This is a genomic window from Pseudovibrio sp. Tun.PSC04-5.I4 (assembly GCF_900104145.1).
In the GTDB taxonomy this organism is placed as follows: Bacteria; Pseudomonadota; Alphaproteobacteria; order Rhizobiales; family Stappiaceae; genus Pseudovibrio.
This window is the reverse complement of record NZ_FNLB01000006.1, coordinates 3,422,893-3,443,823: the sequence shown is the minus strand read 5'-3', so window position 1 is coordinate 3,443,823 and position 20,931 is coordinate 3,422,893. Positions and strand designations below refer to the sequence as shown.

The window sequence follows — 20,931 nt, the reverse complement described above, 5'->3', positions numbered from 1 at the left end:
AAGGTTCAGCATGTCCATAAAACTGTCGGTGGCCCATGCAACAGGAAAACCCGCCCAGCCCTGAGCACAAAATCGCATTCATACCCTTGGTGCTGATAACCACAGCGCTGTTTTTGACCCTGCGCAACATGCCCATGATGGCGGAAACCGGATTACAGATGGTGCTGCTCAACGCAATCACCGTCTTCGCGTTTCTTCTCCCCACTGCCCTGATATCAGCGGAGCTGGCAACTGGCTGGCCTCAAAATGGTGTCTTCCATTGGGTAGAGGCAGCTTTTGGAACGCCCATTGGTTTCATCGCCGTCTTCCTGCAATGGATCCAATCCATATTCGGCGTTACCTCCATTGTCGCCTATGCAACAGCAACACTGACATATGCGTTTGATCCAGAATTAGGCTCCAATCGCTATTACATAACCTTCTCTGTGCTGGTCCTGTATTGGGCTGCGACCCTGATCAATTTCAAAGGCACAGAAACCTCAGAGAAGATATCTGGTTATGCAGTTTCAATAGGTGTCTTCTTCCCATCTGCCCTATTGGTCGCCTTTGGCATCTACTATCTGGCTTCCGGCACTCCAATTGCACTCGACACCACAGCATCCCTAAGCAACTGGGTACCCTCGCTGTCAGAGACCAGCAGTCTTGTGTTCTTCATGAGCTTTGTCTTTGGCTTTGTCGGCATTGAGGTTTCCGCATGCCACGCCAATGAGGTTGAAAACCCACAGAAGAACTATCCCCGCGCCATCTTCACCGCAGCGATTGCTGGCTTTATCATTACTCTGGCAGGCGGATTGGCCGTTTCCCTTATTTTGGAAAAAGACAGCATCTCCAACATCAACGGCGCGCTTCAGGCCTTCTCCGCGTACCTCAACGCCTATGGACTCACGGCGCTTATCCCGTTTATCGCCCTACTGGTCGCAGTGGGAGCAGCGGGTCAGGTCAGCACCTGGATTGTTGGCCCGGTCAAAGGCATGTGGGCTGCCAGCCGAAGAGGATTGCTCCCCGCACGCCTTGCAAAGGCAAACAAAAACAACGTGCCAACCGCCCTGCTCATATTGCAGGCTTCCCTGATCTCCCTCATTGCCTTCAGCTTCTTGTTGTTTGAGGACGTTAATCTGGTCTTTCTGGTGCTCACCTCAACGGCGGTTCTTCTCTATTCCTTGATGTACTTGCTCATGTATGTGGCAGCGATCCGCCTCCGCTACACCCACCCACACATTGCAAGGCCCTATAAGGTCCCCGGAGGCAACTGGGGCATTTGGGTGCTTGGAGCCATCGGCGCACTCACCGCAATCAGTTGCTTTGCCATCGGGTTTATTCCCCCTGCCGGCCTGCCGTTTTCCATGGAAAATTTTGAAATATTGATGGCTGCTGCGGTATTCCTCGCGCTGCTCATTCCTATCAGCATTTGGGTAAAACGCCGCAAAACCATCCAACGCTCCTCTGAAAAGGGAGGGCAAAATTGATGTCAAAAACACCGGTCCACAAGCCAAAGCATCATATTACCCTTTGGCATCTGGTGTTTATGACCACAGCCCTCTTCATGACGATGTTGAACATGCCTTTAATGGCACAAACAGGCATGAAGATGCTGTTTTTCAACGCGGCTGTTATTCTTTGTTACATCCTGCCTGTTGCGTTGATTTCTGCTGAATTGGCGACCGGTTGGCCTCAACATGGGGTCTACACTTGGGTACAGGAAGCCTTTGGTCCGCCCTTCGGGTTTATGGCTGTCTTCCTGCAATGGTTTCAGGCCATTTTTGCAATGGTCGCAACAGTTGCCTATTCAACCGCGGCACTTGCTTTCGTATTTGATCGTCCCTTGGATGATAATCCATGGATTATCTTCACTGGCGTTCTCATTATCTACTGGGCAGCAACCTTCGCCAACTTCAAAGGCACCAGAGTAACAAAGCGCATTGCAACCTATTGTCTTTTGGCAGGCACAATCATCCCATCCCTGGTGATGATCACCCTCGGTCTGATCTATGTTATGGGTCCAGCCCAACCGGTTATTGATGTAAGCCTGACGGCCAGCAACATCATTCCATCCTTCTCCCAGACCTCAACGCTGTTTTTGTTCCTCAGCTTCCTCTTTGGGTTTATCGGAATAGAAGTCTCTGCAGGGCACGCAACAGAGGTCCAATACGTTCGCCGCACCTACCCCCTCGCCATCCTCATCTCCGCACTCATCGGCTTTTCCATTTCATTGCTGGGCGGCCTGACCATAGCGCTGATCATACCAGCCTCGGAGATCTCAAACACACTTGGTGTCTTGCAAACCTTCACAATGCTTCTGGATCATTATGGTCTCTCACAGATGCTGCCCTTCGCTACGCTGCTCATTGCAGTTGGAGCAGCGGGACAAGTGAGCACATGGGTGGCTGGGCCTATTCGAGGCTTGGTAGAAGCTGGTCGCGACGGGATGCTTCCGCCAATACTACATGGGTTGAACGCCTATAACATGCCAGTGCCACTGATGATCGTGCAGGCCATCATCGCAACAATAATTGCAACGGCATTCCTGTTTCACACCAACACGAATGAGGTGTTCCTCTACCTCACATCTACAGCAGTTCTGCTTTATTCCGTTATGTATTTGCTACTGTACACCACAGCGATCCGCTTGCGGTACAAGTGCCCCAACGTACCACGTACCTACAAAGTTCCATTCGGCAATTGGGGTATTTGGATTTTAGGCGTCATCGGCTTCACGATTTCATTGATCGCCTTCATCATCGGATTTAGACCGCCGGATAAACCAGACTTATCAGCCATAACCTATCTAGCAATCATCGTCCCCGGTGTGGTCCTGACCCTATGCTTTCCCTTTGTTCTCTGGAAACTCAAAAAACCCTCCTGGAAAGCACCAAAAGCCCATAAAAAACCGCGCCCTAATCCGTAGAGCGCGGTCACATGGTAAAAATCTAGCAAATCACCTCAGCGAAAACCTTATTCGTTCTCATCAAGCTCTTCAGAAATCGGCAGGGCAGCTTCTTGCTCTTGCAGTCGTGCTTTGATGTCTTGCGCATCCTCAAAGATCTCGGTCTCTTTGTTCATGACACGCAAGGAACCTGATCCAATATCAAACCATGCGCCATGGATTTGCAGATTGCCTTGTGTCACCAGCTTTTCAACAAACGGAAACGTCATCAGGTTCATTACACTCTGCCGTACGCCAGCATATTCAAGCGCAAGCTGAGGGTCTTCGTTTTTGTCAACAGGCGTACAAGCCAGCGTAATTGCAGCAGGCTCAAGCATCTTGATCCAAGGCCCGACAAACTGTCCGGTTTTGCTGAGTTTGCCATTGCTTTCGCGGAACGCCTGAACACCGCCGCACTTGCAATGGCCCATCACAACAACATGCTTCACTTGCAGGCTAGTGACTGCATATTCCAGCGCGGCACTCGTACCATGTGTCCCACCACCTTGCATAAACGGAGGCACCAGATTGGCCACATTGCGCACCACAAACAGCTCACCCGGCTGCGCATGGAAGATCCCTTCGGGCGTAACCCGGCTATCACAGCAGGAAATCACCATGATCTCTGGTTCTTGCCCATAAATAGCTAGGTTTTGATATTCTTCTTTGAACTGGTGGTAGATCCGCTCTCTATAGAGGCCAAATCCGGTAAGCAATTCCTTCGGAAAATCAGTCATGCGCCGCCATCTAGTTAGTTACACCGTTGTCTGCCTATATAGCTAAGGCTGGTAATCTTTCAACCAGTGATAAGGTTAGAAAAAGGCACAGGTCATGAACAGCCCAACATTAGCTGTATCAAAGTGTCCATACGCAGTGAAGAGAAACAGCACAATCAGGTTTATGTCTTGCGGGCAGTCACTTCGATTTCAACCTTCATCTCTTCTTTGATGAGGTCACAAATTACCATAGTCGCAGCTGGACGGATCTCACCAAAATACTCACCCAGCACAGCAAAAACAGGTTCGACATTATTGCGATCGGTCACGTAATACCGTGCCCGCACTACATCAGACAAAGAGCAACCCGCTTCAGCCAGCGCACCCTTGATTGTTTCAAGCGCATTTACCGTCTGCGCTCCAACATCAGCAGGCATGACCATGGTGGAGTAGTCATAGCCCGTCGTGCCAGAGACATGCACAAACTCCCCATCAACAACGGCACGGGAATAACCGGCAATTTTTTCAAATGGAGAGCCGGAGGAGATGAGTTTTTTGTGCGCCATAGCGTTTGCTCGCTTTTATGAATGAACATCGAACCACACAGAAACATCACGGTTCAAGAGAGCAACATGACTTGAGAACTCCACCCCATCAACTGAAATATGCCGAAGTTAGTCCTTCCCGCCCGAAGAGAAAAAGCAGCTGAGCCCAAGTGCGGACCACAATGCAATGCCGATCCAATACATCAATGGATCCATAGACCGGTAAATCACGTCATAAAGAAGCGTATACCCAGCATAGAGATCCCAAGCGACCCACGCCAGTAATACAACTCCAATAACTCGCCAGAAAAAGCTAACCATGGGATTGACCTCCCCGCTGACATAGTAGCGCGTCGAACTAGCGGTAAAACCAATGCAATTCAGGGGGTCTACTCGGTACAGTTTCAAAACATGTGAGTGAGAGATGAACCAGCCTTGTGGAAATATCAATTTGTATGATTCGCTTGCATAATCCTACAAACACAACATCTGCATGTACCAACGGCAAAGTACTTGACGTAATTACCTAATTCAATTTCATATTTATCTTGCCTATTTCTACTTATTCTGAGGTATAAGAAACCTCAAACACGCAGAAAACTTGTTTATTTCTATCGAATGATTTTGTCGATTATCTAGAGTGCAGATTTACGGAGCTATCTATTAGTTCATCAACTTGTTGATGTTACTTTGCTAACAAAATCGAGTGAGTAACCTGCATAAATACATCGGCAAAATATCATACTCAAAAGAGACACAATGAGTACTATTTGTAACCCACATAAAGTGTCGCTTGATATCAAAACCCGCCTATCATTCAATGCCTGCCGTGTTGTTGTTGGGGGACTACATACATGACATTAACTGCGATTAAGACAAAAACGTCTTGCGGTAACTATTTTGAAGATTTTCAAGTGGGCCAGATCGTAAGACATGGAACACCAAAAACAATTAATGAAGGAGATACCGCGCTTTATACTGCGTTATACGGGTCTCGATTTGCGGTACAATCGGGAACTGCTTTCGCAGAGGAAATTGGTTACCCATATTACCCACTGGATGACTTATTAGTCTTTCACGTGGTTTTCGGCAAAACAGTGGGAGATATCTCGCTCAACGCCGTCGCTAATCTCGGATATTCCGATTGCCGTTTCTTGATGCCTGTCTATGCCGGAGACACTCTCTCCGCCACGTCACAGGTCATAGGGCTCAAAGAGAACTCTAACGGCAAAACCGGCGTTGTTTACGTGCGCTCTTCTGGCTATCGTCACAAAGAGCCAGGCAACCCGGAAAAGGTTCTGGAATACACTCGTTGGGTTATGGTGAAAAAGCGTGATGAAAATGCGCCCGCACCAGAAATGATCCTGCCGGACTTACCAGATAGCATATCAGAAAGCAGCTTGGGACAAGCTGTTCCAGAGCTTTCCATCGAGAACTGGGACTTCGACCTGTCAGGATCTCCATTCCGCTTCGACGACTATGAAGTGGGAGAAAAGATCGACCACGTGGATGGCATGACGGTTGAGGAAGCGGAGCACCAACTCGCCACGCGCCTGTACCAGAACACGGCCAAAGTTCATTTCAATCACCACAGCGAGCAGAACAGCCGCTTTGGCAAGCGATTGATCTATGGCGGCCATGTCATCTCACTGGCCCGTGCGCTGTCCTTTAACGGACTTGGCAACGCCTTCCACATCACTGGCATCAATGCAGGTCGACACATCGCCCCGCTGTTTGCTGGCGATACGGTCTACGCGTGGTCGCAGGTTTTGGACAAAAAACGCATCGAAGGCCGAAGCGACATCGCTGCATTGCGATTGCGCCTCGTTGCCACAAAGGATCTCACCTGCGGAGATTTCCCATACAAAAACAATGTTGGGAAATATGAAGAGGGCGTGATCCTTGATCTGGACTACTGGGTCGTCATCCCAGTTTAACAGCCAAACAAACACAAAAGCCCGGTGCGCACTCCGCTCCGGGCTTTTCATTATAAATGCAAGAGATCTATCCCAACTCTTGTCCCGAGATATTCAACTCCTTCTCCAGTATTGAAAAGTAGTCGTTATAAGCCGCCTCTGAATCGACGGCCTCTTCGTTGTAGGATGCATTCGCCCGGACGACCATATTACCATCAAGGCTTGGAATAACGCTCACAGTCATCCGCAATTGATACCCTTCCAACTTGGTACCACTGACGGTGCCCAGCTCTTTATTCGCATTCCGGATCACAAAACCCATGTCTTGCATGGTCGTCATTACAGAGCGCAGAGCTTTATCCTTGTCTTTGGTTTTGAAGGTTCTGGTCTGGATCTGACGCAGTCCGCTCTGTTCAGACGCATCAATATCAAACACATTGTCTTCTGATTTCATCTGACACGCAGCGAGGCCAACAACACTCACCAGAACGGTCAGGCGCGCAAGTGCTTTAAGTGAACAAACCATCATTCTAGCCTCCCGTTACTTGCCAAGGGATGGACGCGCCCAACGTGTCATAAAAGGTGCTGTACAACTCGGCATCTTGAACCGTCTCTTGTCTGGAGATACCGCCTCTCTGGTCTAAAACGACGCGCTGCACATTAATGCGCAAATCCGTCCCTTTATCCCCTTCGCCAGCAGTTAAGGAGGCACGGACCGTTTGCTCGTCATCATATTTGAAAGTTGCATACCCAATAATCGGACCAAACAGAACAGTTTGCACCGCAGCACCAGCTACAGCCAGCGCCATTTGTCGCCCATCCGTAGCATCACGCCGCTTGGAGCCAACAACAAGCCCAAGATCTGGATCAGTGCTATCAATCGTAAAGCCCATATCCTGAAGAGCCTTTGCTCCAGAAAGGAGAACCTCTTTTTTCTTGGGAGTAACGACCGTTCGGGACTGGGCCACTTTCATGGCCTTGTGTTTTTCACCGACCTGCATCACATCTTTTGGCATCTGTGCACAGGCCCCTAAAAGGAGCAGGGCACAGCCAGCTATAACGTTGAATCTGGAGCTCATTTGTTCGCCTCTAATAGCGCCGTGTAATAGCAAGTAGAGGCAAGTTGGGGGTAATTCAGAATCTACTGAATTAAGCTAGTGGAAAATAGAGTGTCATTATTTTCGCTCTGCAGCGCGTTAGAAACGATTTTCGATAGTAACTCAGGCAACCAGAATGATTATCTCCCTAAAACACATTTCTCGATCAACGGAGCAAGAATAAATTCAGGAGGAACACATATCTCCAAAACTCAATGTTCAATTTCGAAAAACTACATAAATTCAATCAATTACTAAAAATTACAAACAACGTCAGCTTCCATTGTAGAAATCCAATTATATTTCCTCTTTCAAAACCCAAAAATGAAAACACTGCTCGAATTCAACTGTGATATTTGCCTTACACTAAGAAATTATTTGCCTTATGCGTACCGGAAGACTCTATTTAACAGACAGAAAATCAATAAAACCAAAGAGAAACAAAACAAAATCCCGCTGCCTCTGCTAACATGAAGAGCTAAGTTAGGCGCTGGCAAAAACAACTTATAGATGCATCTACACTTGACGATCGACTGCATCTCCCCTCCACTGGACCAAGTAGTTAAGGTATTGGTGCGAGACGGACAATGCTGCGTTTTGAAGAGTTTTTAGATGAATGGGCCGACTTCTTTTTGTCGGAAAGAACATTCACAGTGCTAACTGAACCCACCCACAAAACAGCAAAAATCGAAAATTTAAAAGACGATTACAAACAACTCGCCCAATCACTTTTAGGCAGAGTCAACAGTCCTGATGAACGCCAAGAATGCGAAATCGTAGTAACGTTTATCAACGAAATCCTATCTATTCAGGAAACAGGCTTAGTTCAGCTACTAGGTCCAGCCGGTGATAAAGAAAGGATCGGGTTTAGTCTCCCAATCATCTCAAAGCGGAACCTTGAGCAAATTAAAAGAAGAAGCTTACAAACTCAAGAAACCAGCTATTGGTCACTAATTGGACTTGCCGCAATTATCTTTGAACTTCAGATGTTGAGAACTGATATTCTGGCAATCCTATCAGCCAGAAATGTCCCCGTTTTCCTGTTTGTTTTCCAACAATACGCAGCAATCCGCCTGCACAAAAGGCACAGTTCCAATGATCAAATCAAACGCCTGATCAATGATGAGGCATCAAAAACCGTAAAATCCAAAATGGATGCCCAGTCCTCCCAATTTAATGAGTTAACACATCGCATTGATAGCTTGCAGGCGAGCGCAATCGAGGTCGATGACCGTTTAAAGAAGGGTTTGCACGAGGCAGCATCCAAAGCAGTGAGTGACATTGAAAACAATAAAGCCAGCATCATCGCAAGTTTTAAGGAAGATGCCGCCAACGCTGTCCTGGAAGTCAAAGAATCTGCGAAGCTTGAGAAAGCTAGATTGCAATGGAAAAGCAAGAGGAATGGACACTGCTGGAGCTTCTGGCTGAGCTTAACCGTGTTGCTATTCGCGTTGATATGTATTCCTTATCAAGCCATCGCAAGTCATGCTGAAATTATAAATTTTGTTGCTAAGGTCTCTAATCTTTTTGCCCAAAGCCTAAATCCCATAGCTAACTCATCTTCATCTCAAGAGATAAGCTTAGGTGTTGAACTCATCCGGCAGGTGGGGAAACTCTTTTTCCTCACTGTTCCATTAGTGATCTATTTCTGGATTTGTCGATTAGTGGTTCGGTACGTTTTGCGCTCATTGGTATTGATGGATGATGCAAGTCAGCGTCGTGTGGTGCTGGATACTTATTTGAATTTGATCAGTGAAGGCGTGGCAAAAGAAGATGACCGTCAATTGCTGTTACAGGCCATATTCGCTCCTCTCCCGGGACATGGCGAAGCTAGAATAGACCTGCCCATCCCAACACAGCCAAACGGATAATAAAAAAAGCCCGGCAACTACACCGGGCTTCAAATTCATAGCACCTAAACTAGCAGGTCTAGCTCACGTCATGCTTCAATGCATTGCGGGCGAACATCTCGCCTTGCTTTTTCGTCTTCAGAATTTCACGTGCTTTTTCAAACTTTGGATCTTCCCAGAAGATCATACAGCCGTTACAGCCACGGCCACAGCATACTTCAAGGCCAAGACGCGGAGACTTCGCTTTGCGGTCCTGACTGCCTTCTGCAATGGCATCAATCAACTTATCACGCTGGCTCTCGTATTTATTTTCCTGCGCAGGCGTTGCTTCGCCGCGCGCTTCAATACGCTCACCAATACGGTCAAGCTTCAAACGGTTCCACTGGTCTGGTGTAAGCGGACGCTCTTTGCGCACGATGGTGTTGACCGGGAAGCGGTCTTTAAAGCCAGCAATCTCTTCCTTATCGAAAAGAGAAAACGGAATGCGAAGCTGAGGCTGCTTGCCCGCATGCACTTCCTGAGTAACTTCACCAGACTTGGCATTTTCAAATTCATAGATACGCAGCAGAATACTTTCACCGGACATTGGCTGAAGAAACTCCAGAACCTCGCCCGCAATGATCCTGTTTTTTACCTTCATGTAGAAAGCGTCATCAGTGACTTTTTCTAGGATGCCGGCAAACTCCCACTCACCAATAGAATGGGTGTCCTCGTAGTTATGGGCGTAGTTGTTCAAACGGCCATCATGGAACGCAGTCGTGTAGCCACGGTTGGCCACGCTGTACATCTCATCCATGTACTTCTGCGGGTTCCAATTCTCAGGATCACGGTAGTAGTCATCAATCGCCATGCGGTAGGCACGCGCAACCACGGCCACGTAGTACATGGACTTGCCACGCCCCTCGACTTTGAGCGTATCAACGCCAATGCGCATCAGCTCATCAAGCTTCGGCATCAGGCACAGGTCTTTGGAGTTGAGAATGTAAGACCCGCGACCATCTTCTAAAATAGGCATCAGCTCGCCCGGACGACATTCCTCTTCCAGCAAGAACTCAAACATACCAATGTTGTCTTCGTTCAGCTCAAGCTCGTTGATGGTGCCGTCTTTCATCCGCATACGAACCTTGTAGTTCCAGCGGCAGGAGTTTGCGCAGTTACCTTGGTTCGCGCCACGCTCAGCCATAAAGTTGGAAAGCAGGCAGCGACCGGAATAGGTCATGCACATCGCGCCATGAACAAACGCCTCAAGACGAATATCCGGGCACTTCTCACGAATCTCAGAAAGCTCTGGGAAGGAAACTTCACGCGCCAGAACAACCAGCGCAGCACCTTGCTCTTTCCAAAAATCAACCGAAAGCCACGAACACACATTGGCTTGCGTGGAAATATGCAGCGGCACATCCGGCAGCAGCTTCTTCATGTACATAAAGACACCCGGATCGGCGATGAGCAATCCATCTGGTTTAATGTCACGAACGGTCGCCGCATACTCGTCTAGCTTGGGAATATCCTTGTTATGCGAAAACAGGTTCAGGGTCAGGTAAACCTTTTTGCCGTGTTTGTGCGCAAACTCAATACCCTCAACCACCTGCTCAAGCGTAAATTCCGCTTTTGTGCGCAGCGACATATCTGGGGTACCGAGGTAAATTGCATCTGCACCATACAAAACAGCAATCTTCAGCTTCTGCAAGTTGCCCGCAGGCATAAGGAGTTCCGAGCGTTTCATTCTAGCGACCAAATTCTCTGGTGTTTTCTCAGCTCTGCGATCGAGCGACTGGTTTGCGCAGCAACCCTTCCCCTGCGGGGACAAATGGGGCGCGCTTTTATTTTGTAGCTTCTAAGGGATTTCATCAAGGATGAACAGAAGAATCTTAGGTCAACTTCCATAGAGGCATTTTGTATTGATGAACCCTACTCACCTTTTGGCAGTCGGCCCTCTATACTTCGAGGTTGCTACGTATTTCACCTAACAAAAAGGGCGGAGACCTGAATATCCGCCCAATCCATCATAGCAATGCAATTTAACTCAGGTTTTCACGCAAACAACGCAAAACCTTGCAAAGAGGTCAGTCGACCAACGCAGCCATAGGCTCATAGGCTTCTTCACCCAGACGCTCGTAGCGAAGCTGGCTTTCCAGCCATTCGCGGAAACTGCGGATTTTTGGCTCAACACCGCGCTTTTCACGCCACATCAAACGATGCTCGCTCCCATCCCGCTGGTATTCCGGGAATATCGGAACAAGCCGGCCAGCAGTTTCAGCCGCCGCGCTGAGCAGGTTGGATTCCAGAACGATCCCAAAGCCTTGCTCTGCAGCATCAAGAGACAGAGCTGCGTTTTCAAACACCATCATCTCATTGACAATAGGGTTCGCCACACCAGCCTCAGACAACCATGTTTCCCAGGAAACAGAAGCCCCTTCACTGCGAATGATCGGCAGCTTCAAAAGCTCATTTGGTTTCTTAGGGTAACCCAACGTGTCGAGTAACTCAGGTGAGATGAGGGGACGGAATTTCTCACGCCCTAGAGAAATCTCTTCAAATTCCTCTGGCGTGGTGGATTGCCGCGTAAACACCAGATCAAAAAGCCCGCCATCAACGGCCTGATCACTTCCAGTGCTGGACACAGTAACTGTAATTTCAGCGTTCAGTGCAGTAAAGGAACGCAGACGGCGCAGCAGCCAGTTGCTCGCAAAACTGGAGGAACAGTTGATGCTCAAGGTATCCCGGTTCCCGACAGCTTCAATCGTACGAGTAGCAGTCGCAATGCGGTCAAAAGCATCGGCAATTTCAGAGGCATAGCGATAAGCAGCCGCAGTTGGAAACACTGCACGAGACCGGCGCTCAAACAGCTCCAACCCCAGATGATCCTCCAGCGCCTTCAGCCGGTGACTCACCGCACTCGCGGTAATTGCGAGTTTTTGAGCCGCCGAAACCAAACTCCCAGTTTCCATAACAGCACGAAACGCGACCAAAGCATTCAAAGGGGGCAAACGATTCATGAAATGCCTTATTCTTGATAGAGTGAGAGATTCAACGAATATTCCAATTAATGATGTAGACCTAGCATAGTGCCTCCCCAATTTGAACACCCCCAAATCAACTAGGTCACGTCAAAAATTATGTAAAACACTACATTTCCACAATAGATAACATAGATACACACCAATTCAATTATTGATAATTCATTTTATACTTGAATGAATTCAGTACAAATTATCGATATAAATATAAATACAACATATAGTCATAAGTTATTTAATTTTACGCTAGGATATGTTAGAACAATTTTGTTGTACGCGTTCTGGTTAAAGATCAAAAAAATTAACTATTCAAAGGACCCATCCTTTAGGTAGGACGAATACCAACATATGCAGCACGCGGACGTATTTGTTCTTGTATTTGATATTGTTCTAGCCCCTGCGCAATCCAACCGCTAATTCTTGAAATACAAAACAAAATTCCCACGAAATTTTTTGGTAAGCCCAAAATCTTCGCCCAAAGTGTTAGTGGAAAATCCAAATTTAAATATCTACCAAAGAGCTTATTAGACCTCTGTTGCAGTAACGGAATCAATTCAATGACAGGGTGATCCAACTCACTATTCATGAGCATCCCTAATAGAAACTCTCCCCGAGGATCTTGCACGCCATATACTGAGTGCCCCAAACTCAGCAGATATTCACCATTCATACATCGTTCCTGCAACACAGCGTCGATATCTGCCACCACGTGAATGTGCTTCAGCCAACTAGTGACACATTCAGCATTCGTTCTATGCCTTGGCCCAAAAAGGCTCCCTACCCCAAAACGAGAACCTCATGCAGCGGTACTGGCTGCGCGAATGGATTTCCCTCATACTCCCACAACAACGTTGCAACGTACCGGCTTTGGCCAACTCCCCACACAGACCTGATCAACCCGCGACTGACATAGGAACAAGCCGCTCGAGCGCTATATATTTGTGCCCGCATCAGAAAGCATCAGCAGGTTGTTGCGCGTTTAATCTGGCTTGGAATTGTTTGAGGCGACGGCAGCGTCGATTACATCCTGCCCGATTTCATCTGCAAATCTGCTCCAAACCGGCTGCATAAGATCAACCCATTGCTGACGCTGCTCCGGTGTAAGAGTACGGACATTATGGCCAGCATCAATAATCTTCTGCTTGTTCGCCTCGTTGGTGGCAAATGCTTTCGCGTTGGACGCCTCCAACACATCCTGTAAAATCGACAGAAACTGGTCGCGCACATCAGGTTCAAGACCATCTAGCCATTCTTGTGGCGTAAAAACAGCGTAGGCTAACAACTGATGATTGGTCTCAGTTGTGCTGTCCTGCACTTCAAAGAACCTCGCAGTGAAGATGTTTGACCAACTGTTTTCCTGACCATCAACCACTCCAAGCTGCAAAGCGCCGTACACTTCCTTAAAGGCCAGCTTTTGAGCACTTGCGCCCATTGCCTCTATCATGGCGACAGCGACGTCAGAGTTCTGAACCCGGAACTTAAGTCCCGCCGCATCAGAGGGAACGGCAAGCGGCTTATCAGCGGAAAAATGCTTTAACCCATCATAGAGATAGCCAAGACCAACCACACCAAAATCCGACATCGAGCCAAGCAATTCCTGCCCTTTCTCACCCTGTGTAAACCGGTTCACAGCATCCATATCCGCGAAGATAAACGGCAGATCGAACACGCGGTATTTAGAGGTATAGGCTTCAAGCTTGGAAAGAGATGGCGCAGCAAGCTGCACATCGCCCATCAACAACGCTTCCATCACTTTTTCATCGTCATACAGCTGGGAGAAGGGAAACACCTGCAGGCAAGCTTTGCCATCCATTTCACGATTAACGCGCTCTGCCAAAGCCGTCGCAAAATCACCTTTCGGGTGCCCCTCCGGCGGCACAACATGACTGAATTTGATAATGACTTCACCTGGGTTACATGCTTTTTGCGCAAATGCAGACCCGGCTGAGAGCATCCCCATAATGAGGGTAAGAGCAGCAATCGTGCGTTTCATAAGCTTCTCACTCATAGAAAGAGCGAAGCCCATCCTCCGTTTTAAGGCTGCATGGGCAACAACAAGAACGCTCACCCTGTGCGCATAGACCTATGAAGATCAGGCCAATTAGTAGCTTAGCCTTTGTCTCAAACGCACGAAGAATTAAAGTGAATGATGTGTCGAATTGGAAACATCATTCACCCATTGCCGTACAAACAAAAAGGCCGGAGCAAATTGCCCCGGCCTTTCAAAACTCGTTTCCCCAATGATTATCGGAGGATAACCTCTGGCCCCATCATATAAGTCGGCAGGGCGGTAGAGAGCCACGGCAGATATGTGACCATCACAAGGAACACCAGCAGCACCATCACAAACGGCGCAGCAGCCCGCACTACCTGCACCAAACTCATCCCCGTTATGCCCGAGGTCACAAACAGGTTGAGCCCAATCGGTGGCGTGATCATTCCAATCTCCATGTTCACCACCATGATGATACCCAGGTGAATTGGATCCACACCAAGTTCAACAGCAATCGGGAACACCACCGGCGCAACGATAAGCAGCAGGCCAGACGGTTCCATAAATTGACCACCAATCAATAGAATAACGTTGACGGCAATCAGGAATGTGAACCAGTTAAAGCCAGCACCCAGCATCCAGTCAGTGATGATCTGCGGAATGCGTTCAGCTGTCAAAGTGTGAGCGAAGAGCAGCGCGTTCACGATGATGAACATCAGCATAATCGTTGTCTTACCGCTTTCCACCAGCACCTTGCGCGTATCCCGGTGGAACAAGGCAGGAACCAAGTAAAGGGTGATAAGGCCAAGGTTACGGCAGGCTGCTTCTAGCAGGTTCTCCCCTGGCTTGCGCCATTTCGTGTCTTTCAAAGGCCCCATATCGCGGTAGATGAACAACGCGATCAAACACGCATAAACAGCGGCAACAGCGGCGGCTTCCGTTGGTGTGAACACGCCAGCGTAGATACCACCGAGGATGATCACAATCAGGAACATACCAAAGGCAGCTTCTGCAAATGTCGTCCAGAGAACCTTGAAAGTCGGAAAGGGTTGGGCAGACAGCTTCTTGCGGCGTGCAATGATGTAGATGGTAATCATCAGCATCAAACCGGCAACGATGCCCGGAATAACACCCGCCAGGAACATACGGCCTACGGAAACATTCGTCGCAGCTGCATAAACAACCATAACAATACTAGGCGGAATGAGAATTCCAAGCGTTCCAGCATTGGCGATAATACCTGCGGCGAACTCCTTGGAGTAACCAGCCTGACGCATCGCAGCAATCGCGATTGTACCAATCGCAACAACAGTTGCCGGGGACGAACCAGAGAGTGCAGCAAAGATCATACAGGCCAGCACACCTGCCATGGCCAAACCGCCGCGAATCCAGCCAACAGTCGCAATCGCAAAGTTCACGATACGGCGAGCAACGCCGCCCGTCGACATAAAGCTGGAGGCTAGGATAAAGAACGGGATCGCGAGCAGTGTGAAGTTCTGCGATGCATTGAACATCTGAATGGTCACAGAACTCATCGAGTCATGTGAGAACAGCGCGATATAGAGAACGGAGGACAAACCAAGCGCAATCGCGATTGGAGCTCCGATAAGCAGCAGCCCAAAGAGCAGCAAAAAGAGAACAGCGGTTTCCATTGGGCTTAGTCCTTCAGCACGTCTTTGTTTTCTTCAACGAGCTCTTCAGCTTCGTGTGCGGCAATCATCGTGTCGCGTTGCCCAGTCAAAATGAGCCAACACATTTGCACAGATCTGATTGCGAGAAGGCCGAGACCAATCGGCAAAATGACATAACCCCACCAACGTGGAACACGCGCTTTCACCTCAAACATCTCTTGGTACCAAACTGGAAACTTCAAATCTTCCATACCGATAGGAAGCTTGTAGTACTTTGCCACGTACTCAAATGCACCGCCGGTAGAGCCGCGGTTTTCCAGCCCAAACAGGGTATGGAACCAGCTCGCATCAAACAGAAGCGCTGCATAGAAAAGTGTGACAAGGGCACCAATGAGCCCGAATGCCCGAAAGACCGGCTTAGGAAACAGGCGGATGAAGGCATCAACGCCGAGGTGTGAGCCAATCTTCAAACCATAGCTCATGCCAAAAAGGATAAGCCATGCAAACAGTAAGCGGGTGAACTGCAGCGCGCCACCCCAACCAGAGTTAAAGCCGTACCGCATGACAACCTGCGAAAAGGTTACAAGCGTCATCACCGCGAGAATGATAGCGATAAAGCCTTCTTCGAAGTCATCTATTATTTTGTTTAATCGAGACAATGCGCCCTCCCCCAATAGCACTCTCATTTCCTAGTGTGTTGCGGCACGAGGAAAGACACCATTGTGGTATTTGAGAGTTTGTCCGGCGCACTGCCGGACAAACCTAGTCAAAATGTATTGGATTAGTTGTTTGCTGCGACTGCAGCGTCGATCACATCCTGACCGATGTCTTCAGCAAACTTGCCCCATACAGGCTTCATGGTATCAACCCACTCCTGACGCTGTTCAGGGGTCAGAGTGCGAACCACAGTACCAGCTTCAACAATCTTCTTTTTATTCGCTTCGTTGATAGCAGAAGAACGAGCATTCGCTTCGTTGGTCACTTCAGTGAAGATAGTAAGGAACTGCTCACGAACAGCAGGATCAAGGCTATCGAGCCACTCCTGAGACGTCACAGCAAGGTAAGACAGCAGCTGGTGGCTGGTTTCTGTCACACCGTCCTGAACTTCAAAGAATTTCTTGGTGTAGATGTTGGACCAAGTATTTTCCTGACCATCAACAACGCCAGTCTGCAATGCGCCGTAAACTTCTTTAAACGCAAGCTTCTGCGCGTTGGCATCCATTGCTTCAATCATCGCAACAGCAACGTCAGACGTTTGTGTACGGAATTTCAGGCCAGTCGCATCAGAAGGGGTCAACAAAGGCTTGTTAGCGGAGAAGTGCTTCAGACCGTTGTAAACATAACCAAGACCAACAAAGCCGATGTCAGACATCGCACCCAGAAGTTCCTGACCTTTAGGGCCCTGAGTAAAGTTGTTGACTGCATTCATGTCAGTGAACAGGAATGGAAGGTCAAACACGCGGTACTTGAGAGTGTAAGCTTCAAATTTTGCAAGGGAAGGCGCAGCGATCTGTACATCGCCCAGCAGCAGTGCTTCCATTACCTTGTCATCGTCAAACAGCTGAGAGCTTGGGAAAACCTGCATACAGGCTTTGCCATTCATCTCATTGTTCACGCGCTCAGCAAGAGCAGTCGCGAAATCACCTTTCGGGTGACCCGTAGCGGATACAACATGGCTGAATTTGATAACGACTTCACTTGGGTCACACGCTTCAGCAGCAATAGCCTGAGTAGCGGTGAACATGCCGGCTGCAACCGTCGCAGCAGTAATAATCTTTTTCATAGTATCCTCCCAATTGGACCGGAGCCGAGCTCCTGATGATACTACTAGCAAGCAGCATGCCAGTTTTAATACTTATAGTATTTGCAGCTACTTACGGAAATTTACCTAATTGTTGAATGTGCATTTGTTACGAATTAGTGACATTAAAATCTAAACAATGTGTCGAATTCGACACATTTCTATTCCCCGTGATCTTCCTTACCAAGACCATACTTTTTCATTTTCTCGTAGAGCGCTTTGCGCGACACCAACAGGGCCTCATATGTCGGTTTGATCTTACCATCATTACGAACCAGCTCAGTCGAAATAACATCACGCTCATAGGCACTTACACGCTCTGCAAGCGATCCGCTCGCTCCATTGGTTTCCCCTGAATTGGCAGCCTGTTGTTTCATCTGTCCTTCAAGACCCAGCACAAACCGATCCGCAACATTTCGCAGTTCACGAACGTTACCGGGCCAATCACGCTGCATCAGCTCAGCAAGAAATTCTCTCGTGATATCAGGGATCTCTTTGCGATACCGCGCACGCGCGCCTCTGGTGAGGTAGTGAAACAACACAGGAATGTCTTCCAAACGCTCTCGCAGTGGCGGAATAGCCAGCGTGATAACGTTGAGCCGGTAAAACAGATCTCGCCGAAACCGCCCCTCATTGGAAGCAGCCTCCAAATCCTCTTTACTCGCAGCAACAAATCGAAGGTCCAGCGGGATCGCTTTGTTGGACCCGAGCCGCTCAATACTGCGGGTCTCGAACACACGTAAAAGCTTCACCTGCAAATCAAGCGGCATGGATTCAATCTCATCAAGAAAGACTGTTCCACCATGCGCATGTTCCAATTTCCCGATCCGCCGACCACTCGCGCCAGTAAAGGAGCCTTTCTCATGGCCAAACAGCTCACTCTCGATAATATCGGCTGGCAGCGCTCCACAGTTCAACGCAACAAAGGGGCCGTCTTTGCGCTGTCCCTCTTCATGCAGAGCTCGTGCAACAACTTCCTTGCCCGATCCCGTCTCACCAAGAATAAGAACATCCGCATCCGTTCCCGAAAGTGCAATAACGGTACTACGAAGAGCCTCCATTGCTGGCGCTTTACCAACCAGTCGCTCTTCTAATCCAGATAGATTGCCCAGTTCTTCACGCAGCACGCGGTTTTCAAGCGTCAGTCGCCGTTTTTCAAGCGCCCGCTCAATCACAGCCACCAATCCGCTGACAGGAAACGGTTTTTCTTTAAAGTCGTAGGCTCCAGCCCGCATCGCCTCAACAGCCAGCGGCACATCACCGTGGCCAGTGATCAGAACAACCGGCAAAGCGCTGTCGATTTCAAAGGCGGCTTTCATCAACTCGAAGCCATCAATCTTCGGCATCCGAATATCGCTGACCAGAACTCCGTAAAACTCATGGGAAATATGTTCGAGGGCTTCCTCAGCACGCGAGAATGGCACGACATGATAATCAGCAAGCTCAAGGCCCTCAACAAGTGCCTCGCGCATATCCTTATCGTCATCAACAAGAAGGATCGTTGCTTTATCCATCGCCCATACGTCCATACTATTATTCTTCTTCCTCGACATCGCCCAAAGTTTGTTCCGCTGCATCGCGCAACTCAATCGTAAAGCATGCGCCGCCCAGCTCAGAGCGCTCATAGCGCAACTGCCCCTCAAGGTCTTCAATTATCTTATAGGCGATGGAAAGCCCAAGCCCCAAACCTTCACCAACGTCCTTCGTTGTGAAAAACGGATCAAAGATGTTCGCCGCCACATCCTCAGGAACACCGGGGCCGTTGTCCTCAACGCGGATGATAACGAGTTGATCACGATGCAAAACACTGATCCGGACAGTCGGCTCATCCTGCATCTTCATTGCATCAAGCGCATTGCTCATCAGGTTCATCAGCACTTGAGCCAAGCGAACCTGCCCCGCTAAAACTTCAAGCGACTTATCGTCCTGCTCAACACTAACGCGCGCACCCATCTGCTTCCAACGTGGACCGGTGAGCATCAGAACTTCACCAATCACCGCAGAGACTTTCACCGCTATTAGTTGACTACCAGCCTTGCGGGTGAATCCCTTCAGCGTCTGACTAATCGCCGCCATACGTTCAACCATCGCGATAATCTTGCCAAGGCTTTTAAGCGCACGGTCTGACTTACCACTGTCAATCAGGACCTGAGCATTTTCCGAATGAGTTCGAATAGCTCCAAGGGGCTGATTAAACTCGTGAGAGAGAGCGGCAGACATCTCGCCCAGCGTCGCAAGTTTGGCAGACTGAACCAAACCAGCTTGCGCCTTCTGTAGCTCTTTTTCCGCCGCCTCGCGCTCTGCAACCTCTTGCGCTAACAAAGCATTTGCCGTTGAAAGCTCGCGCGTACGTTCATGCACTCGCTTTTCCAATCGAGCCGCATAAATCTTGTCTTGACGAATACGTTCCAGCAACCGGCGGCGACGTTCACCCGCCATCCAGAATAAGCCCCCACCAACAACGCAGAGCAGTAAGGCAATCAAACCCGCCCACATAGACTGCTGCCGAACCTGCGAGGTATCGGCAAACAGAACCACCTTCCAGTTCAACACAGGCAGGTTTTGCTCAATCATCTGATAGTTGGTTTTGTTCAACGGCGGACTCAACCGCACGAGCTGGAAATCCAGATCATACCAGCGCTGATCGACCACGCCTTTCTCGATCACACTGCCTCTCCCACTCCGCGCAGGCCGACGTGTAAACAAAGGTTCTCCGTGCCAGTTGGCCTGATTGGTAGCAACCACGATGCCATTCTGATCAACCGCTGCTAACCTATCCTTTGAAAGTGCCCAGGATTGCTCAACTTCTTCAAGACTTACTCGAACAGCGATAATACCGAAGTCTTGATCGCCGTCTCGCACCGGAGAAATGAAAACATAACTTGCAGGGCCATAATTTCGAGACAACACCAATTGCCGCCCCAATCGCCCTTGCCGTGCAGCATCCAACGCAATGGCGTATGAAGATGTGCCTTGCTGCGCCATGCTGGCATGATCAAGGAGGTTAGAAGCAACAACCTCACCATTGGGTTTTTGAAACCAAACCTCCTGCGCACCAGACATACCGGCAATCACCTTGGCAACATTTTGCCCGCGTTCGCGTTCATCATTGGCAAGGATCTGCACAATGTCAGAGCGGCGCGCCAGCAAAGGCGGCAGCAAACGGTACTTATCGAGGTATTTCTCTAATCCAGCGGACTGCACAGAAAGCGTTGCCTGACTACGCGTTTGCAGATCATCCATATAGAACTGGCTGCTGAGCTGCATCGTGACCCAAGCAACCACAAGCGCAAAAACGCTGAACGTCACCAGTGCGACGCTAGACACTCTCTGCCATCTCTCAGATCTGCTCTTTTGGTCCACGCAACTTGTCCAATACATGCCTGACAGCAAAGCCGCAAAAAGCGAGCCGCACAGGTCTTGTGAATTCCAGATTGTG

Annotated in this window: 18 protein-coding genes; 4 read left to right on the top strand and 14 right to left on the bottom strand. The window is 49.0% G+C overall.

From position 1 onward, the window contains the following. Nucleotides 1-35 precede the first annotated feature (35 nt). On the top strand, nucleotides 36-1,466 hold the full coding sequence (locus BLS62_RS21330) for an amino acid permease (protein WP_093185574.1): 1,431 nt from the start codon (nucleotides 36-38) through the stop codon (nucleotides 1,464-1,466). Continuing rightward, nucleotides 1,466-2,905, top strand: coding sequence for an APC family permease (locus BLS62_RS21325; RefSeq protein ID WP_093185570.1), 1,440 nt, complete (start codon nucleotides 1,466-1,468; stop codon nucleotides 2,903-2,905). Before BLS62_RS21330 ends, BLS62_RS21325 begins: the two co-directional genes overlap by 1 nt. A 47-nt stretch (nucleotides 2,906-2,952) precedes the next feature. On the opposite strand, the gene BLS62_RS21320 is transcribed toward BLS62_RS21325, so the two are convergent. The 3 genes from BLS62_RS21320 to BLS62_RS21310 all read right to left on the bottom strand — a co-directional run bounded on the left by BLS62_RS21320 (nucleotide 2,953) and on the right by BLS62_RS21310 (nucleotide 4,505). After that, nucleotides 2,953-3,660, bottom strand: a complete 708-nt coding sequence (locus BLS62_RS21320; protein ID WP_093185565.1) for a carbonic anhydrase — start codon at nucleotides 3,658-3,660, stop codon at nucleotides 2,953-2,955. 161 nt (nucleotides 3,661-3,821) lie between these two features. After that, nucleotides 3,822-4,205 (bottom strand): RidA family protein, encoded by a 384-nt coding sequence (locus BLS62_RS21315; protein WP_093185561.1) that lies wholly within the window; start codon nucleotides 4,203-4,205, stop codon nucleotides 3,822-3,824. A 108-nt stretch (nucleotides 4,206-4,313) separates the two neighbouring features. After that, a complete protein-coding gene (locus BLS62_RS21310) occupies nucleotides 4,314-4,505 on the bottom strand; it encodes a hypothetical protein (protein WP_093185557.1) in 192 nt (63 codons plus the stop codon). Between the two features lie 533 nt (nucleotides 4,506-5,038). On the opposite strand from BLS62_RS21310, the gene BLS62_RS21305 reads away from it, so the two are divergent. After that, complete coding sequence (locus BLS62_RS21305; protein WP_093185554.1) at nucleotides 5,039-6,121, top strand: MaoC family dehydratase; 1,083 nt, start codon at nucleotides 5,039-5,041, stop codon at nucleotides 6,119-6,121. Nucleotides 6,122-6,188: 67 nt separating this feature from the next. On the opposite strand, the gene BLS62_RS21300 is transcribed toward BLS62_RS21305, so the two are convergent. Together BLS62_RS21300 and BLS62_RS21295 are read right to left on the bottom strand one after the other, a co-directional pair. Continuing rightward, complete coding sequence (locus BLS62_RS21300) at nucleotides 6,189-6,629, bottom strand: hypothetical protein (RefSeq protein WP_093185552.1); 441 nt, start codon at nucleotides 6,627-6,629, stop codon at nucleotides 6,189-6,191. A 1-nt stretch (nucleotide 6,630) separates the two neighbouring features. Next, nucleotides 6,631-7,179 carry a hypothetical protein gene (locus BLS62_RS21295; RefSeq protein WP_093185549.1) on the bottom strand — a complete coding sequence of 183 codons (549 nt, stop codon included), beginning with the start codon at nucleotides 7,177-7,179 and terminating at the stop codon, nucleotides 6,631-6,633. 605 nt (nucleotides 7,180-7,784) lie between these two features. Here BLS62_RS21295 and BLS62_RS21290 point away from each other — a divergent pair. Continuing rightward, nucleotides 7,785-9,068 carry a hypothetical protein gene (locus BLS62_RS21290; protein WP_093185546.1) on the top strand — a complete coding sequence of 428 codons (1,284 nt, stop codon included), beginning with the start codon at nucleotides 7,785-7,787 and terminating at the stop codon, nucleotides 9,066-9,068. A gap of 58 nt (nucleotides 9,069-9,126) precedes the next feature. Here BLS62_RS21290 and BLS62_RS21285 read toward each other — a convergent pair whose 3' ends face one another. From BLS62_RS21285 to BLS62_RS21245, 9 genes are all read right to left on the bottom strand, one after another. After that, the gene (locus BLS62_RS21285; RefSeq protein ID WP_093185542.1) at nucleotides 9,127-10,773 is read right to left on the bottom strand and encodes a U32 family peptidase; all 1,647 of its coding nucleotides are present in this window, start codon (nucleotides 10,771-10,773) and stop codon (nucleotides 9,127-9,129) included. A 340-nt stretch (nucleotides 10,774-11,113) separates the two neighbouring features. After that, the gene (locus BLS62_RS21280) at nucleotides 11,114-12,046 is read right to left on the bottom strand and encodes a LysR substrate-binding domain-containing protein (protein ID WP_093185536.1); all 933 of its coding nucleotides are present in this window, start codon (nucleotides 12,044-12,046) and stop codon (nucleotides 11,114-11,116) included. A gap of 346 nt (nucleotides 12,047-12,392) precedes the next feature. Further along, the gene (locus BLS62_RS21275; protein WP_244283658.1) at nucleotides 12,393-12,791 is read right to left on the bottom strand and encodes a citrate/2-methylcitrate synthase; all 399 of its coding nucleotides are present in this window, start codon (nucleotides 12,789-12,791) and stop codon (nucleotides 12,393-12,395) included. A gap of 255 nt (nucleotides 12,792-13,046) precedes the next feature. Then, the gene (locus BLS62_RS21270; RefSeq protein ID WP_093185533.1) at nucleotides 13,047-14,060 is read right to left on the bottom strand and encodes a DctP family TRAP transporter solute-binding subunit; all 1,014 of its coding nucleotides are present in this window, start codon (nucleotides 14,058-14,060) and stop codon (nucleotides 13,047-13,049) included. 251 nt (nucleotides 14,061-14,311) lie between these two features. Next, the gene (locus BLS62_RS21265; RefSeq protein ID WP_093185528.1) at nucleotides 14,312-15,712 is read right to left on the bottom strand and encodes a TRAP transporter large permease; all 1,401 of its coding nucleotides are present in this window, start codon (nucleotides 15,710-15,712) and stop codon (nucleotides 14,312-14,314) included. A 5-nt stretch (nucleotides 15,713-15,717) separates the two neighbouring features. Then, a complete protein-coding gene (locus BLS62_RS21260; RefSeq protein ID WP_093189346.1) occupies nucleotides 15,718-16,350 on the bottom strand; it encodes a TRAP transporter small permease in 633 nt (210 codons plus the stop codon). A 122-nt stretch (nucleotides 16,351-16,472) separates the two neighbouring features. Continuing rightward, nucleotides 16,473-17,474 carry a DctP family TRAP transporter solute-binding subunit gene (locus BLS62_RS21255; protein ID WP_093185525.1) on the bottom strand — a complete coding sequence of 334 codons (1,002 nt, stop codon included), beginning with the start codon at nucleotides 17,472-17,474 and terminating at the stop codon, nucleotides 16,473-16,475. Nucleotides 17,475-17,653: 179 nt separating this feature from the next. Further along, the gene (locus BLS62_RS21250; RefSeq protein ID WP_208991226.1) at nucleotides 17,654-19,006 is read right to left on the bottom strand and encodes a sigma-54-dependent transcriptional regulator; all 1,353 of its coding nucleotides are present in this window, start codon (nucleotides 19,004-19,006) and stop codon (nucleotides 17,654-17,656) included. A gap of 19 nt (nucleotides 19,007-19,025) precedes the next feature. Further along, nucleotides 19,026-20,819 carry a sensor histidine kinase gene (locus BLS62_RS21245; RefSeq protein ID WP_208991008.1) on the bottom strand — a complete coding sequence of 598 codons (1,794 nt, stop codon included), beginning with the start codon at nucleotides 20,817-20,819 and terminating at the stop codon, nucleotides 19,026-19,028. Between the last annotated feature and the right edge of the window lie 112 nt (nucleotides 20,820-20,931).